Annotated in this window: 11 protein-coding genes; all 11 read right to left on the bottom strand. The window is 39.1% G+C overall.

Annotation, left to right across the window (positions count from 1 at the left end; translation table 11 throughout):
* Positions 1-238 precede the first annotated feature (238 nt).
* Positions 239-1,105, bottom strand: coding sequence for a helix-turn-helix transcriptional regulator (locus tag BLR37_RS09120; protein WP_090767459.1), 867 nt, complete (start codon positions 1,103-1,105; stop codon positions 239-241).
* A 3-nt stretch (positions 1,106-1,108) separates the two neighbouring features.
* Positions 1,109-1,474: a VOC family protein gene (locus BLR37_RS09115; protein ID WP_090767456.1), complete on the bottom strand. Its 366-nt coding sequence runs from the start codon at positions 1,472-1,474 to the stop codon at positions 1,109-1,111.
* A gap of 105 nt (positions 1,475-1,579) precedes the next feature.
* Positions 1,580-2,206, bottom strand: a complete 627-nt coding sequence (locus tag BLR37_RS09110; protein WP_090767453.1) for a response regulator transcription factor — start codon at positions 2,204-2,206, stop codon at positions 1,580-1,582.
* Between the two features lie 35 nt (positions 2,207-2,241).
* Positions 2,242-5,106 (bottom strand): ligand-binding sensor domain-containing protein, encoded by a 2,865-nt coding sequence (locus BLR37_RS09105; RefSeq protein ID WP_167356572.1) that lies wholly within the window; start codon positions 5,104-5,106, stop codon positions 2,242-2,244.
* Between the two features lie 107 nt (positions 5,107-5,213).
* Positions 5,214-7,583 carry a phosphocholine-specific phospholipase C gene (locus BLR37_RS09100; protein ID WP_090767443.1) on the bottom strand — a complete coding sequence of 790 codons (2,370 nt, stop codon included), beginning with the start codon at positions 7,581-7,583 and terminating at the stop codon, positions 5,214-5,216.
* Positions 7,584-7,762: 179 nt separating this feature from the next.
* Positions 7,763-9,268, bottom strand: a complete 1,506-nt coding sequence (locus BLR37_RS09095; RefSeq protein WP_090767896.1) for a family 16 glycosylhydrolase — start codon at positions 9,266-9,268, stop codon at positions 7,763-7,765.
* 167 nt (positions 9,269-9,435) lie between these two features.
* The gene (locus tag BLR37_RS09090) at positions 9,436-10,569 is read right to left on the bottom strand and encodes a thioredoxin family protein (RefSeq protein WP_090767440.1); all 1,134 of its coding nucleotides are present in this window, start codon (positions 10,567-10,569) and stop codon (positions 9,436-9,438) included.
* Positions 10,570-10,573: 4 nt separating this feature from the next.
* Positions 10,574-12,070 carry a retropepsin-like aspartic protease gene (locus BLR37_RS09085; RefSeq protein ID WP_090767437.1) on the bottom strand — a complete coding sequence of 499 codons (1,497 nt, stop codon included), beginning with the start codon at positions 12,068-12,070 and terminating at the stop codon, positions 10,574-10,576.
* A 20-nt stretch (positions 12,071-12,090) separates the two neighbouring features.
* On the bottom strand, positions 12,091-13,254 hold the full coding sequence (locus BLR37_RS09080; RefSeq protein WP_090767434.1) for a redoxin family protein: 1,164 nt from the start codon (positions 13,252-13,254) through the stop codon (positions 12,091-12,093).
* Positions 13,255-13,317: 63 nt separating this feature from the next.
* Positions 13,318-14,697 carry a TlpA family protein disulfide reductase gene (locus BLR37_RS09075; protein WP_052266334.1) on the bottom strand — a complete coding sequence of 460 codons (1,380 nt, stop codon included), beginning with the start codon at positions 14,695-14,697 and terminating at the stop codon, positions 13,318-13,320.
* Positions 14,698-14,737: 40 nt separating this feature from the next.
* Positions 14,738-16,261: a PKD-like family lipoprotein gene (locus BLR37_RS09070; RefSeq protein WP_167356571.1), complete on the bottom strand. Its 1,524-nt coding sequence runs from the start codon at positions 16,259-16,261 to the stop codon at positions 14,738-14,740.
* Positions 16,262-16,282: the final 21 nt, after the last annotated feature.

Below are 16,282 nucleotides of genomic sequence, written 5' to 3'. Positions count from 1 at the left end.
GCACGAAACCAAATCAATAAACAATGTAGGCACTAGGCAAATCCTAAAATGTGTGAGAATCACCATTTTAGCTTATGCAGAAGTTTTAAACGCAAAAAAGCAAACTCCAATCCTGGCAGTTTGCTTTTTTAATCATTATTAACCTAAACAGGAAAAAACTTCTACAAATTGTCCTGCAAGAGCTTCAAAAATAGTTTCATCTGTATACACAAAATATGCAGAAATCACTATTTGTATTTTAATTCAACCTACTCTTTTTATACTTTAAAGGGGTAATATTGAATGTATGTTTAAATAACCTGATAAATGAACTTGGGCATTCAAACCCAACCAAGCCTACAATTTCATTTAGAGAATAAGAGGTGGTTTGTAATAGTTTTTTAGCGCGGTTTAGCCTCAGCTGCATTAAAAACTGGTAAGGGCTAATCTCGTAAGCTTCTTTAAAAGTGCGCAGCAAATGGTTAACCGATAAACAGGCTTGCTCTGCAATCTGCTCGAGCGTAATATTCTGGTTGTAGTTACTGCTAATGTATTCTTTGGCCAGCGTTAACCTTTTTAAAACTTCCTGACGCGTTTTTGTTTTGATAAAGCTTAATTTATCCAGTTTCTGAACAACCTCTTTATCGTAAATTTTATAATAGTTAAGCAGGCAGTGATATAAATACTCATTAATGAGCATTTCATCCTTTAAACCTTTATCCAACTGGCTTTTAAGATGTAATACATTAAACCGCATATCGCCGGCAAAAGGATATAAAGACTCCATAAAACCCGGCATTTCGTCAGTCTTTTTACCATCAAGCAGGCTTTCCTCACTATGTGAAAAGCTATGGTGAAAATCACTGATAAAATTCTGTCCAAACGAAACGGCAAATGTATTTACGGGGTTAATCGAATCTATTTTACTGCTAAAATTACTCCCTGCATTTACCACCGCAAAAGTATCGGGGTAAATATTTAATTTGCGTTTATTGATTTCGCAGGTTTCTGCACCATTAAAAACAAATTTAATGGTATAAGCATCGTTCTGCTGCTCGTATAAGGCTTCGCAAGTGCTTTCACTTACAATCTTATTTCTGTTGCTTAATTCCTTTACGTATCTCATGGCTTAGTCTTCATTATAGTTACGTTGCTCCAAAATGGTAAAATCGTTACCATAAGGATCAGAAAATTCGACACTTAAACCTTCGCTCAGGTAAGCCGGTGCATTTTTAAAAACCACGCCACGCGCTTTCAGCCTGCAATAATCTTCTAAGCAATCATCGCTGGTTAATACTATTTTACGGGTTTGGTTCTGATGTTTTTCTTCCGAAAGAAAAATATGGGTATCCTGATCGACTCTTACCAGCAGCCCTTTTTCCTTTGCAGAAATCATAGTGGCTTCGGTAGGCATACCTAAACAATTGGCATAGTAGCGCTCTGCATCATTTAGTTGCTTAACTTGCACATAAAAAGATTTGGCAGATTGGCTCATTTCCTTGTTTAATTGTATGATGTAAAATTAAACCGAAATTGAACCCGAAGAATCACCCAAAAAGGGTGATTTTAGCATTATTTTTTATTTAAAATGTGTTATCGGCTAAATAAACCGTCTTTCTTTAGCTGTTTTAATGGCATCAGATTTTGAATTTACATCCAGTTTGATGTAAATATTTTTAACGTGGCTCCTTACCGTTTCCTGGTCTATAAACAAATCGTTTGCAATTTGCGACTTGGTTAATCCGTTCGCAATGCGCTCCAATATTTCTGTTTCGCGTTTAGTTAACGGCGAATCGAGATTTTTTTGAAAAGAATGCATTACGATCCTGGCCACATTGGTACTCATTGCGCCACCGCCGGTACTTACTTCCCTAACAGCATCGATAATTTTTGCTGCACTCGAATTTTTAGTCAGGTAGCCCCCTGCCCCCATTGTTAAAGCTTCGAAAACAAGCTCAGGCGAATCGAAAACCGTTAAAATAATGATATGGGCGTTTGGGAGGGCCTTCTTAATAAAGGGTAAGGCCTGTAAACCGCTAGTGCCCGGCATTTGGATATCGAGTAAAATGACATCAGGCTGATCGGCTTCCAGTTGTTTTTTGGCTAAATCGTAGGAGCCATAAGCATTTATAACTGAAAACTCAGGTACATCGGTTAATAATGATTGGTAACCCATTCTTATAATGTCATCATCTTCAATTAATACGATTCGTAAGTTTTGGCTCATTTTGTGGTGGTATTTTTATTTAGATGCTTTTTAGCTCATTTTGTAACAGGAATTCGGGTAGAAATTGTTGTGGTAGTGCCTTTCCCTTTAATTGACGAAATTTCGAAGGTAGACTTAATGCGTTTACAGCGTGTTTGAATATTATTTAAACCTCTTCCCCGCTCTACCGATCCGAGATCAAAACCGTCACCATCATCAGTAGTTAAGATATTGATGGTGTTGTGGTCTGTTTCTATCACCATAATCAGCACCTGACTCGCATTGGCGTGTTTTAATACATTATTGAGCATTTCTTTAAAAATAAGCGTCAGGTTACGGTTAAACTCCATCGATAAATGTAGTTTCTGGTATTCGCTTAATACCCCTTCCATTTTAAATTCTACTCCGGTATTCTGAAAAAGATCGATCCCAAAATTTTTAATGTGTACCAATATTTCGAAGAGGTTATCGCTATGCGGATCCAGTGCCCAGAGAATGTCTTTTGTACCTGTATAAAGCAGGCTGGCATTTTCCCTGATCATTTTAATCAGCTCTTTCTGCTCTTTTTCGGAACCATCTACTTTTTTATCTAAAATTTCGGATAAGACATTAATCCGCGTAAGCTTATTGCCTATATCATCGTGAAAATCTTCAGCAGTTTGTTTCCTTATTTTTTCCTGCTCTTTTAGCTTCAGTTTTTCCATCTGAAATTTCTTCCGCTCCCGGGTTTTAAAAATCAGGTAGAAAATTAGCCAGATTAAAAAAATCATCACCAAAAATGCCATTACCTTAAACCAAATGGTATCGTAAAATGGAGGCACAATGGTAAAACTGAATTGTTCGATGTTGGATTGCTGACCATTTGCAATGGCGTATACCTGAAAAGTATAACTTCCGGGCCTAATGGCCGAATATTCGATTTCGGTATTGGGTACTGGTTTACTAAAATCGTTATCGGCCCCAACCAGTTTATAGCGGTAAAGTACACTTTCCGGACTGGTAAGGTAAACCCCTTTAAAACTAATTGAAATGTGGTTTTGACTATAGTTGAGTTTATAAAATTTATCGCCACGACCGTTCAGATCAAGAGAGAGATCTTTAGAGCGATCATTTTTATGATATATGCCAACCTCCTGAATATGAATAAAGGGATTTTTTTTCGCTTCTAAGGCTGTAAGTACCTTGCACCGTACCAGACCTGTAATGGTACCAACCAAAATGCTATTCTTATAAGGTAGAATGGCATTTTGATTACACTCTACAATAAGGGGATGATCTCTGAAAACAGTATAACCATTTTCGGCCTTGTTGAAAGTAAGTTTGTTAATTCCCCTACCAGTACCTACCCAAAGCTGATCCCTATAATCAATTGCCAGGCTATAAATGTCGTTAGAATTTAAGCCATTGGCCACCACATAGCGCTTAATGGCTTTTGTTTTCACGTTCCAGGTTACAATGCCATCGCCAAGCGTGGCAAATACCAAATTATCTCCATGCTTAATTATGCTTAAAATATAGACATTATCAAGCTGCTTAATTTTAAATGAAGGATCCGCTTTCTTATTTCTGATTAGCGTAAGCCCTTTCGATGTACCCAGTAATATACTATCCTTACTCAAAGGATAAATGCACGAAGAATAACCATCAAAACCAGTTATTTTCTGTGTTTTACCATCTTTCAGGTATGTTGACGCCATCGGGCCATTGATCCAGATGCCCCCTTCTAAATCCTCAACGATAGAGCTGTTATCGAAACGATCGGGTTTTAATATCTGAATGAACTGTTTTCCATTGTATTTCCAGACGCCGTTATTGTATACCGAAATCCAAATATTTTTAGCTTTATCGGCATAAACAAAATATATTTTTTTGCCCATAAAATCGGGCAGGTTGATGTTTTCCAGCTGGTTACCGTCGTATTTAAAAAGCCCGCGGTTATAAGTTCCAATCCATAAACCGTCGTTTTTATCGGCCGCGATGCCACTTATCGGATAGGCAACATTCTGCCCGTTAAATGTATTGTAGCGAATAAAAGCATCGCCTTCATATTTGTAAATCCCATCACTAAAGCACGATATCCATATGTTATTTTCTGCATCACTGAAAATCTTATCAACCTGATTATCGCTAAGGCCATTTTCTCCGTTAAATTTGATGATTGTACCATCTCTACTAATAAGGTAAGCCCCCCTTTCGCTGCCCACCCACATATTTCCCTTACTATCTTGTTCTAAAGAATAGTAAGTATCAATATCCTGACTTTGAAAAAAGAGTTGGGTCGCACCATTTTCGAGTATATAAACACCCCTTTGATAGGTTAATAAATAGATCTTGTTATCGTTTTTTTTATCAAAGAGGATTTCTCTGATAGCAAAGGCCTGCATTTCATGTGGCAAAGCCTGATTAAGTTGCCATTTATCGCCATTAAGCTTATAAATACCTTCTCCTGAAATCAAAGCAAATAAATCACCATGCCTGTCTGCTTTAATGGTGCTTATTTTTTTGTTTTTAAAAGGATAAAATATGAGTTTTCCCTTTACAACCTTAAAAAGCTGACGTTCCGTTAATCCCCAAACTACCCCCTTTTTATCTTTAAGCAAATGCGTAACTACCTGGCCCAGGTATAAGGTGCTTATTTTTCCCTTTTTTAAGATATTGATACCTCTTTCGGTACCAAAAAGCATTCGCCCTTCATTATCCTCAACAATACTGTTTACAGAATTAGAGCTCAGCCCCTCTGCCTTGCTGTAAGAGGTAAATACTTTGCCATCAAAATTACTTACACCACCAAAAGTTCCAAGCCAAAGCGTTCTGTCTTTTGCCTGATAAATTACCATTACCTGCGATTGCGGCAGGCCATCTTTAAGACTGTAATTTGTAAAGTTATAGCTTTGGGCAGATAGCTTTAAGCTAAAAAGCAAAATGAAAGAAATTATGAAACTTACCTTAATTATAGACAGTTTACTGCACATATAATACAAAATAAGCATAATTTCTTTCAAAAGCCATCCCCCGTTTTGGGGGATATTTATACGTTGCCCATGTAAGGGTCGGTTTGGGTAATTTCGCCGGTTTCTATTTTTCCGGCATAACGATGTTTAAATACCGTATTACCTGACTGTACAATGCTGTAATCGTACCAATTTGCGCTTTTTGATTGATTTAAAACCACATTGGCGTCTGATTTTGGCTTAATAGTTACCGTTTTGGTAGCCGATTTATATTTATTATCGATTATTTGAACCGTAATGGCGGCCGTACCTTTGTTTTCAATCGCAAATACGAGGTTGCCACTGAGCTTTTTAGTAACCAGACCACTTTGCTCGGGATATACCTTTACTGCAAGAGCAGGATTTTTCTTGCTTCCGGTGAAACTCCTGTAAAAACCATTCGGACCGCTTATGGCCAAATCGTAAACTTCGTTATCGAAATCGGCTATATCAATGTTATCTTTTAAAACATCGCCAGCTTTCACAGCATAAGCCCAGGTTTTACCTGCAACCCCTTTAAATTTAGCAATGGTATTCATGTTAAATGGCGCGCCAACGGTTTCGATAGCATTGCCAAATAAAGTTTTTGCCGATTGAAAGGTTAGTTCAAGGCTATTGTTAATCAAAACTGCATCGACCATTAAATGATAAGGCAATGCACAAGCAGGTTTAGCACCTTTTTCCTGCCGCGGGGCATGGCTTGATGTTTCAGCTGAAAACGATTCGAATTTATTGATTTTAGCCACTTCCGCCTTGTTCAAAGCTGTTGGTCCAACCTGTGCAGGTTTGTTTTTGGCATTACCAATATTGGTCACTACGGCCTCTCTTTTTAATGGATCGGGCGAGTGGATGGCTTCTCCATTGTATGGCCTGAATACCGAAGTTAAATCGCCACAGATATTCCTGCGCCAATCGCTTATGTTATTGCTTTTTACGGCTTTGCCTGTTTTTTTCGCCAGCCATTTTTCCATAAACATAATTGACGAGGTATGATCGAAAACCTGCGAATTTACAAAACCACCTTTACTCCACGGCGAGGCCACCACAAGCGGAACGCGGTACCCTAAACCGATAGGGCTTCCTTTTCTGCCTTCAAAATCAGTAGCAAAGTTGATCCCTTCTGATACTTTTCCAGTCGAAGGGTCATTTGGAGTTGGGACAACAAATGGTGGCTGATGATCAAAATAACCATCATTTTCATCATAGGTTAAAATAAAGATCGTTTTTTTCCAAACCTCCGGGTTTTTGGTTAAAATATCTAAAGCCTCGCTTACATACCAGGTACCATACAAAGGTGAACTGGTATGATCAGAAAAGCGTTGTGGTGCCACCAACCATGAAACAGCAGGCAATTTACCGCTATCTACGTCTTTTCTGAACTGGTGAAAAATATCGCCTTTCGGAATGTTAATGGTTTCAGATTCTCCCTGATCGTTTTTAAAGGTAAATGGTTCCAGATCAAGATAATCTTTTTGAGAAATATTGGTAGTAAAGGCTTTATCGACCAGATTTTTTTCCTTTTGAGAAAGTTTATCGTATTTCTCTTGGACTTCTTTGGCTGTTAAGGCCGGTTTAACGGTATTATCGCCATTTTTTCTAAAATAGGCCGACAATTTTACATTGTGTCTGCTGATATATTCGACAGGATTATCGCCATAATTCCCCAACCAATCATCTATCTCGCCTTCAGGCAGTTTAGAAGTCCAGAGTTCGTTTTGGTAAATGCGCCAATCGATACCGTTGTCTTCTAAGGTTTCCTGAAAAGTTGGCCAATCTACAAACACATTATTTTGCGATTCGGCCTGATCGTTATTAACTACGGCAACACGGTTGGCACTCTTTTCGCCTCGAACAGTGCCCGTAAAAAAGAATAACCGGTTAGGCGTTGTTCCGGTTAACGAAGAACAAAAATGCTGGTCGCAAATGGTAAAGGCATCGGCCATGGCATAGTAGAAAGGAATATCATTCCGATCATAGTAAGCCAAAGTCATAGGGGTTTTAACCGGCAGCCATTTATCGTAACGGCCACCATTGCGTGCTGCTACCTGGTCGTTCCAGGAGTGCGGTAAACCACCCTGCCAGGTAATTTTCGTTTTGTTAATGTCGACATGAAAAGGCGCATAGGTGTAACCTTGCCCATCTTTTTGCAGCCAAACTTTATTTCCATCGGGCTGGATGTGAGGGTGTGGATCGTTAAATCCGCGTACACCCTTCATTTTACCAAACATGTGATCGAAAGACCGGTTTTCCTGCATGAGGAAAACAATGTGCTCGGCATCGTAAAATGTAGTACCAGGCTCTGGGTTAATGGCCATGGCTTTTAGTACCGAACTGGGCAAAGTGTTGGCCATGCCAGTGGCTCCGGCAAACAAGGCCGCTTTTTTTAGAAATTCTCTACGTGAGTCCATAAATTATACAATATAGCTTAGATACCGCAAGTTATCGTTTTCAGCTGGCAATTTCCAGTTAGCAGTTTGTAATTTTGAGTTTACCAATTTTCTGGCCCGAAGTTGGGTAAGCTATTCGTTCCAACAATAATGCAATTCTCAGTTGGTAATTCAATTAACCAGTTAACCGCTATCCCTCATTACTTTTGAAAAACCCTTACATAATCGACCTTCATGGTGGCAGGGAAAATGGTATCATCTACTCCTTTTTTCCCGCCCCAGCCGCCGCCAACGGCTACATTTAAGATAATATGGAAATTCTGATCGAAGGGCCAGTCGCCCGATCCTTTTTTAGTATTGTTAAAGGTGAGGTATTTCTGATCATCAATAAAGAAGTCAATTCTATCCGCAAACCATTCAACCGCATAAACGTGGTATTCGGTATATGGGTTTGCTACTTTTAAGGCTTTACCTACCTGGGTTTTAATTACATGGTTAAACTTTTCGGTATGCACGGTACCATGCACACTGTCGGGATCATAACCTACATGTTCCATGATATCAATTTCGCCGCTTTTTGGCCAGTTACCATATTTCCAGTCAGTAGGTAGTGCCCATATTGCCGGCCACAAACCTCTGCCTTTCGGCAACATAGCCCTTACCTCTACCCGACCGTATTTAAAATCGAATTTATTTTTAGTTACCAGCCTGGCCGAGGTATAATGATTGTTTTCTTTATCGGCTTTTACTGCTGTAATGTTCAGGTTTCCTTTTTTAACAACTACATTGGTGCTGTCGGCATCGGTGTAGTACTGTAATTCTTTATTGCCCCAGCCATTACCACCTACATCATAACTCCAGTTTTTGCTTAATGGCAAACCAGTATCGTTAAACTCATCGCTCCATTTTAATTTCCAGCCACTCACCAAAGGTGTTTTTTTAATTTCTTCGAAAAGTATTTCCGGTTCGTTGGTGGTAATATATTCTACCTGGTGTGCCAGAAGCCATTGCATTTCAGGTACCGTATTAACCGTCCATGCATTTACTGTAAGACCCAGTTTTTGTGCATTTTCTATCCAGTTATCTTTTTGGTAAACACTGTAATGGTAATCTACACCAGTCAGCTTATCAGCTTTCATTTGTTCGGCACTGATATCGCCCTTCAGGTAAGCTACCTTGGCTTTAGGCATCAGGGCTAAAATGCGTTTGCAATAATCATAATCGAAGCTGATGTACTCAGTCCACTCAACTACTTTGAGTTTCTGTACCATTTCCACACACTTATTCGTTACTTCAATGCCACGCTCCTTGCTAATTAAGGATGGTTTAATCTCCAGAATAAGCTTGGTTGTTTTTTGTTTTTTGCCGGCTAGCAAATAAGCTTCTAAAGTGGGAATTTTTTCGCCGTTGCTCATGGTTTTGGTGAGCAGATCGGCATAATTTACCTTTTCAATCGTCAATCCCTGAAATTCAGGATCGTGATTGACAACCAAAACCTGATCGGCTGTCATCCACACATCGAACTCTGATCCATAACAGCCCAGTTTTACCGCCTCATTTAACGATGCGATTGAATTTTGAGGGAAATTATTCTTTTTCCAGGCACCGCGGTGTGCAATTACCTGATTTTTGTTCCAGTTAAATTTTTGGGCAAAAGCAGAGCTAAACATGAAAACCATACAGGCCGAAATTAATGCGCGTTTCATATTATTTATTTTTGGTAAAAATTCAAAAGTAGATTTTTTGGCCGAAAACAAATTAAAGTTAATGTAACCATTATATAAACAAAAGCAAAAAGCTTACCCATCCAGGTAAGCCTTCCGATCATTAACTATTAAACATTCCACCACTGCTACATGATGTAATTTCTTATTTATTTTGAAGATGAAATCTCAACAGGCTCTGCTTTCATTTGATACCTGGCCGTATAAGCCGCTGCCATTTTTACAAATTTGCTATAGCCTGCTTCGTCTTTGGCCAGCCGATGTACAGCCGCCGCGGTTTTCATGTATTCGAGTCCGCTGTTTTCGGTAACAATAGCATCGGCCCACTGGCAGAAAAGCCTGTTTACTTCAGGGTTGAAGCCCTTTTTAGCTAGCAAAGTGCTGTAAAGTGCATTGAAATGATACTGATATAAAACCGGATTTTTGATCGAAAACTTCAGGAAACCTACGGTATCTTTTTTCATCGCCAGATAGTACCGGCTGCCCAATGTTTGCAGGCATATTTTCCAGGTTTTATCAGAAAAATTTTTCTTCTGGTTGGCCAAAAATCCATCAAAAGCGGCCTGATCTGAATTTGTTTTCATTGCTTTAGCGAGTTTCTGATTTAATCCATTATCCACTACTGGTTGCAAAACCTCTTCACCATAAAGTGCCACAAATCCATTATAATCGGCAAAAATGGTTTCAATAGCTTTTTCATCAGCCGATCTGGTAACCAAATAAGGCAATAAGGCATTTTCGGCTTTAAAGTTTTTTAAAGTATCGGTATAGGCAGCAATGGTCTCGCCAGTTACTCCTTTACGCGTTTTGCAGAATTCTACGTAAAATGCCGGATATTTTGCTTCGTTATAGCTGGTAGAAAATCCCGACAAAAATTTATGCTGTGTAGCCTTTTGGCGGGCATCAGCAAACAAAGCAATCAGATTACCCGGATCTTTATATCCTGATGAGGAACTGATTAATTTTCCGTCGCCGTTTAAGACTAAAAAGGTTGGAAAACCATTTAAAATATGTTGCACTTTTAAAGTATCGCCCAGTTTATCTTTAAAAATATCAACTTTAAGCATTAGAAAATTTTTATCCATTTCTGCCTTAACCAACGCATTGGGAAAAACATTTTCGTCCATTTGGGCGCAAGGAATGCAGCCGGTGAAATAACAATCGACAAAAATGAGCTTGTTTTCTTTTTTAGCCTGTTTCAATACACTGTTTAAGGATTGGTTTTGTGCCAGGCAACCTATTGCGGTTAACAAAAGGCAAAGGGTATGAATTAGTTTCTTCATAAATCTATTTTTTGGTTATTGAAATATTTTGTTTCGCTCCATTGGCGGTGTAGGCAATTTTGAAGATTTTACCCGCCGGTGCACCTAAAACGGCAAGCATTTTTTTGTTGTCTTTAAGCAGCGTTGCTGCTGCAACACCATCAATACTCTCGATAATTTGTCCGGCTTTCAGGGTTTCGCCTTCTACAGGACTTACTACACTGAGCAACTTTAATTTCCCGTCAGCGTCGAAACCAAAAAGGTAAGCGCCCAAAACAAAATCATGCGGAAAATTAAAGGTATGATTGGGTACGAAATGAATTTCTTTCTGCTGCATGTTAATGGTGAAATTGTAACGTCCAATCGTTCTGATACCGATAGATCCGTCAAAACCCGGGTTCCAGTTCTCACTTTGACCACCTCCCGCCATCAGGGTAACCGGAAAATCGGTTAGCTTAGGCATACTTGCAAAAGAAAACGACGCTGCACGGCCGCTATAGGTTGGTGTGCTCATGCCCATACTGGTGGTTGTACCGTTATATTCGGGTTTAAAACCACTTACCAATAGTTTATATTTTTTTACAAAGGGTCTGAAGCAAATGAGATTATAAGACGCACCGGTATCGAAAACAAATTCGCCTGTATTGGCCTGTCCGGGTACAACGCTAACCTCGCCTGGAATAATAAACAAACCTGCCGGGACGGTTACCGGCACCGATATGCCCTGATCTTGATAGGTATAATCGCCAAAAGTATAAAGCGAAAGCTCTTTTTTATCGAAATCTACTTTGGTGATATAGTTTTTAGCGATGCTGTTGCCGATAATGCCATCGCTTCCCTTGTGCATTTCAGGAAAAATAGCAAAACTCTGGTTTTTAAGCACAAAGGTATCGAGCCTGATGGTATTCCCTTCTGAAACAGAAATATTCATATTACCCCCTACTACCGAGGTATTTTGCTGGCGACTGGCTTTAATGCCTACCGAATCGGCCAGGGCTTTGGTAATGGCCATGCCATCGGCACCCGTATCAAAAAGGAGCTTTAGCGGCCTTTCGCTGGTATTAACTTTCACGGTTAAAATAATCGAGCCATTCTCGACCTCGAAAGGGATTTTGGCGACCAGTACCGACTTTTTATAGCGGTTCATGCCGTAAAGCTGGTCGAAAATATCGGTGTACAGCAGCTTATAGCTTCCATCAGTGTAAATGCTGCTTTCTTTACCTGCTTTTCCTTTACTAAAAGGTACTATGGTTAAGCGGGTCATTTCGCCTGCTTTAGTTTCACTTTTAAGCTGAATCGAATCACACGGATAGCGCTCCAGTATTGTCTTTAACATCCTGTCGGCCGAAGGTCTTGTATAGGCCGCAATTGAAAAACTGCCGCTTAACATGGTTTTAACCGGATCAATGGCCTTTTGGGCAAACATCTGATTCATGCTTTCAATGAGTGTGCTGGCCTGCTGCGCCCGAAGCTGGAGCGAACAAACCAAAAACCCAAGAAATAGTATTGCTTTAATTTTCATTTTTAGCTGAATAGGTAGATTTAAAATCCATAAATTTTTTCGAGGGCACGATCAATGTCATCAGTGGCGCTTGAAGTAATGCGCATTAATATTTTGCCTTCGTTGCTCACCAATATTTTGGTCGGAAAAGCCATGATGTTATAATCTTTTACCAGGTTTTGCTTATCTATATCTTCGTTATTAAGTACGTTGATATAAGGAAGTGCATCTTCTTCAATGGCCTTAAGCCAAAGGCTGCGTGCCTCTTCAAGATCCTTCTTCTGTTCCTGTGCAATGGCGATAATTTCGAAACCTTTTGACTGATACTTCGCATATAATGCTTTTAAATGCGGATTACTTGCCCGGCATGGGCCACACCAGCTGCCCCAAAAATCGAGCAGTACAGTTTTTCCCTTATAATTGCCCAGACTAATGGTATTTCCATGGTTATCGGTTTTCTGAAAACCAATGGCATCAGCGCCTTCTGGCGTGGTGCTTATTTTTTTGATATAAGCTTTAATTTTTTCGGCAACGGGATGATTTTTGTATTTGGGCGATAGACTGTTCCACGTGGAAATAAAATCGCCAGCCGTATACAGGTTTTCCATTCGCGTTAATAAAAACACTGAGGCAAAAGCATTGGGGTGCGTTTTAACAAAATCTCTTTTTACGTTAACGAGTTTTCTGTTGATGGCTGTAGCCTCTGCCATTAAGGCTTCTTTATTTGCAGAACTGGTGATTTTTTCTTCATTAAAAAGCTGTTGCATAATCTCGTAATTACGCATTTCGCCCTTTTTTACCAGTTGCTTATATACCGCCAATGCATTATTTTCTTCATCGCCATTTACATCGGCAAACTGAACCAATAGCGCATCGCCCTTTATGCTGATATCCCGATCAAAAACGAACAGATCTAGTTTGGGTGCAGGATTTGAATTCCTGGTGCTGGTTCTTGATATTGAGACATCGAAGCGGGCAATGGCCGGATTTTGTAAACGCGGTACTTTTAAGGTAAAAGCATCGTTATTGGCATTGGCTTTATAGCTCCTTGATAACCCGGCATCATCTGCAAAAGAAATCCATACCGACTTATTGCCCAGCCCTTTTAAGCGTCCAGAAATCTGAATGCTATCATTCTGGCTATAAGCTTTAGGTAAAAAAAAATGCAAAAGCGTAGCTATTAACAATGTTTTCATTGTTTTCATATCAGATATTTTAAGGCAATAATGACTCCGGCTATTGATTTATAGCCGGAGTATCAGGGATGATTAGTTGGCAAGTGTTTTTTGCAATAATGCTTTTAATTCAGGGTTAGATGGACGCGGAGAATCAACGGTCACAATTTTTCCCTGCTTATCGAAAACCAGGAAACGCGGTATGGTATTTACTTTATAATATTTTGAAAATTCGTTTTCAGGTCCTCCGGCAAAAAGTTGTAAACCACCCAGATTTTCATCTTTGATCATTTTTTGCCATTTTTCTTTATCCTTAACCGCATCAGTTGATAGGCTGATAATCTGAACATCGGTTCCTTTCATTTCTTCTTCCAGTTTTTTCAGATAAGGAATTTCAGCTCTGCAAGGTCCGCACCAGGTAGCCCAAACATCTACCAATACCACTTTCCCCTTTAAGCTCTCCATCGTAACCTGCTTTCCATTCTTATCTTCGTATGCAAATTTAAAAGCATCAGTACCGGGCTTATAAGTCAATAAAGGGTTCATAATTGCTGCACTTCTATCGGCCTGTCTTTTGGTAAGGATGTATTTTTCCCTACCTTTTATTAGTGCTTCGTATTCGGTAATTGTTTTATAACCTGCTGCATTATCTAAAATCATATCACCCTTTAAGGTATCGTTTGGCACAAAAGAAGTCATTAAATCTACTCCTTCCGGACCTCGTTTATAAGCCTTAGCTTCCTGACGCATATTGAGGCTGATCAGCCCGCTTAAAGTTCTAAAGCCATAGGGATAGCGGTAAACATTTGCTGTTGTTTTCGCAAAATCGCCGGTTTTAAGTGTACTGTAAAAATTACTGTATTCTTCAACAGAAGGGTGTGCACTTCTTGGTGTATTTAGAAAGTTAGTAGCATAAGATGCTAAATCCCAAGCCATAATGTTTTTAACTTCTTTATCGAATTTCGCATTTCCAGTAGTTTTTCCATTTAAAAAAGTTTTGCTCTTAGCCACAATCTCTTCCTGCTCAGGGAAATAATCAACAAAAGTGCTTTGAACTTTCATAAAATTCACGGCCTTTTGTTCTAAAGGATGGGTCAAATCGTGCCATTGGGTAAGTACCGTATTTTCTTTCGAATTATTTTTACCTGTTAATACATAGCTCGAATCTAAAAGGCTTACTGATAATTCTTCGCCACCTTTAAAATAAAATTTATAGTTATCATTCGGGCTACCTTCATTACCTGTACCAATTACGTACAAGCCTTCGTATTCGGGATAAAAAAGAAAACCAAACTGTCCTTTCTCTGCTGGTGTAGTATTGGCAATTTCTACTGCCTTGCCATCTTTCACTTTAAAAAGCTTAACGGCAGAAAGGCGTTTTTTCTTTAACAATCCTTTTACTTCTACAGGCAATTGCGCCATAGTAGTTAATGAGGCCAGGCATAAAAGACCGGCACTTAATAATTTTTTCATTTTCATTGGGTTTATTTGTATGTTTTTGCAAGATTTTTGATTAACGTTCTCTGTAGGTTATGCTTTTTACCTTTCCGAAACCACTATAATTTTTATAAAGAACCAGGTCTCCATTTACAGGTGGAACTGTATAAATGCCAAGGCTTCCATTCTGGCCTTCGGTTAACGCAGCATCGTAAGATCCAACCATTAACTTATTCGAATCTTTATATTTTGTGGTACTCTTAAACTCATAAAACTGAAGGAGAGAAATTTTCTTAGCCCCCATATCCAACATCAGTTTTGTGGTTTTTAAAGACATATCGTATTCATAAACCTTAGCACCAACGTTATAAAATATGTAGCCTAAATCAGGACTTATCGCATATTGTTCTGCATTAGCAAAATCGGTCGCTAAAATTTCGCTGTAGTAGGATTGGGCATTATTGGCGCTGTTAAATCTGGCTAAATATCTTTTTGTTGAATTAGGATCTTTAAGTATGCTAAATACTTCTCCTCCGTTAAATGCTACCCACTGCATATAAGTTAAATCCATGCCGGTTGTAAAGCTGAAAAGCTTTTGCGCATCTGGCGGATCGGGTAATGTAGTACAGGTTGCAGATGTACCCGCATGTTTTACAAACCTGCGATTGGTAATATCATAAAAGATTGCGTGGGCATTGGAAACAACTTGCGGATTTCCGGCTATAAAAGGAGCAACTTTAAATCCTTTTTGCTCTATAGCAATATAGTTTATCGGAGCCGAATAATAAATATTCTGTACCCGTTCATAATAGTAAGCATCACCTTTTCCAATCATATACGAAGCCCCGCCTCCCCGTTGTTTTATTACATCAGCATAAAAACCCTCAGGAATATTCCCAAACATCTCGTAAGTCAACCCCATTGTTTTGGTCCATTTAAATGTATTTGGATCTACTTTTTGAGTACTTTTATCCGTTCCAAAATAAACGCCGTAACTAATGGCATCAGGGCCAATTAAAAGACCAGTACTGTAAGTATAGGTCATAACAGGCTTTCCATCCAGTTTCAGGTCCGAACCTGTTGTGGCCAATAGATCTGTAACTAAATCGAAGTCACCGCTGGTATTGAGCGATAGCATATCAACCCTTGCTTTGCCGGATACATCGCACATCAGCATCCATCCTTCGTTTATTTCATTTACAACCTTTAAGGTAAAAGGATATCTGAATTTTACACCAGTATTTTTATCCGTTACAGCATAATAAAATGAGTAACTCCCTGCAACAATGGTCATTTTAAGATCGAGGTTTCTTGTTGTAGCCAGGGTAAAAAGTTTAGATCCGCCTAAACCATTTGGCCCGATGTAAGACCACTCGTAGCTGTATTTCGATTCATCTGTTCCAGCATCCTGTGTAAATTTTAGTTCTGGTTTTAAAACAAACTGTTTACCATATATGGCTGTTATATCGGATGCAATTCCATTAACGGATGAAAGCTGGTTTATTTCATCGTAATTATAATTACCGAGGTCTTTTTTGCAGGCGCTAAATCCTCCTAAAATGCAAATCGCAATTAATAATATATATTTATTGAAAGTCATGATTAATTCTTTTAAGGTTAG

This window comes from Pedobacter soli, assembly GCF_900101435.1.
GTDB classification, from domain to species: domain Bacteria; phylum Bacteroidota; class Bacteroidia; order Sphingobacteriales; family Sphingobacteriaceae; genus Pedobacter; species Pedobacter soli.
This window is presented reverse-complemented; position numbering and strand designations above follow the sequence as displayed.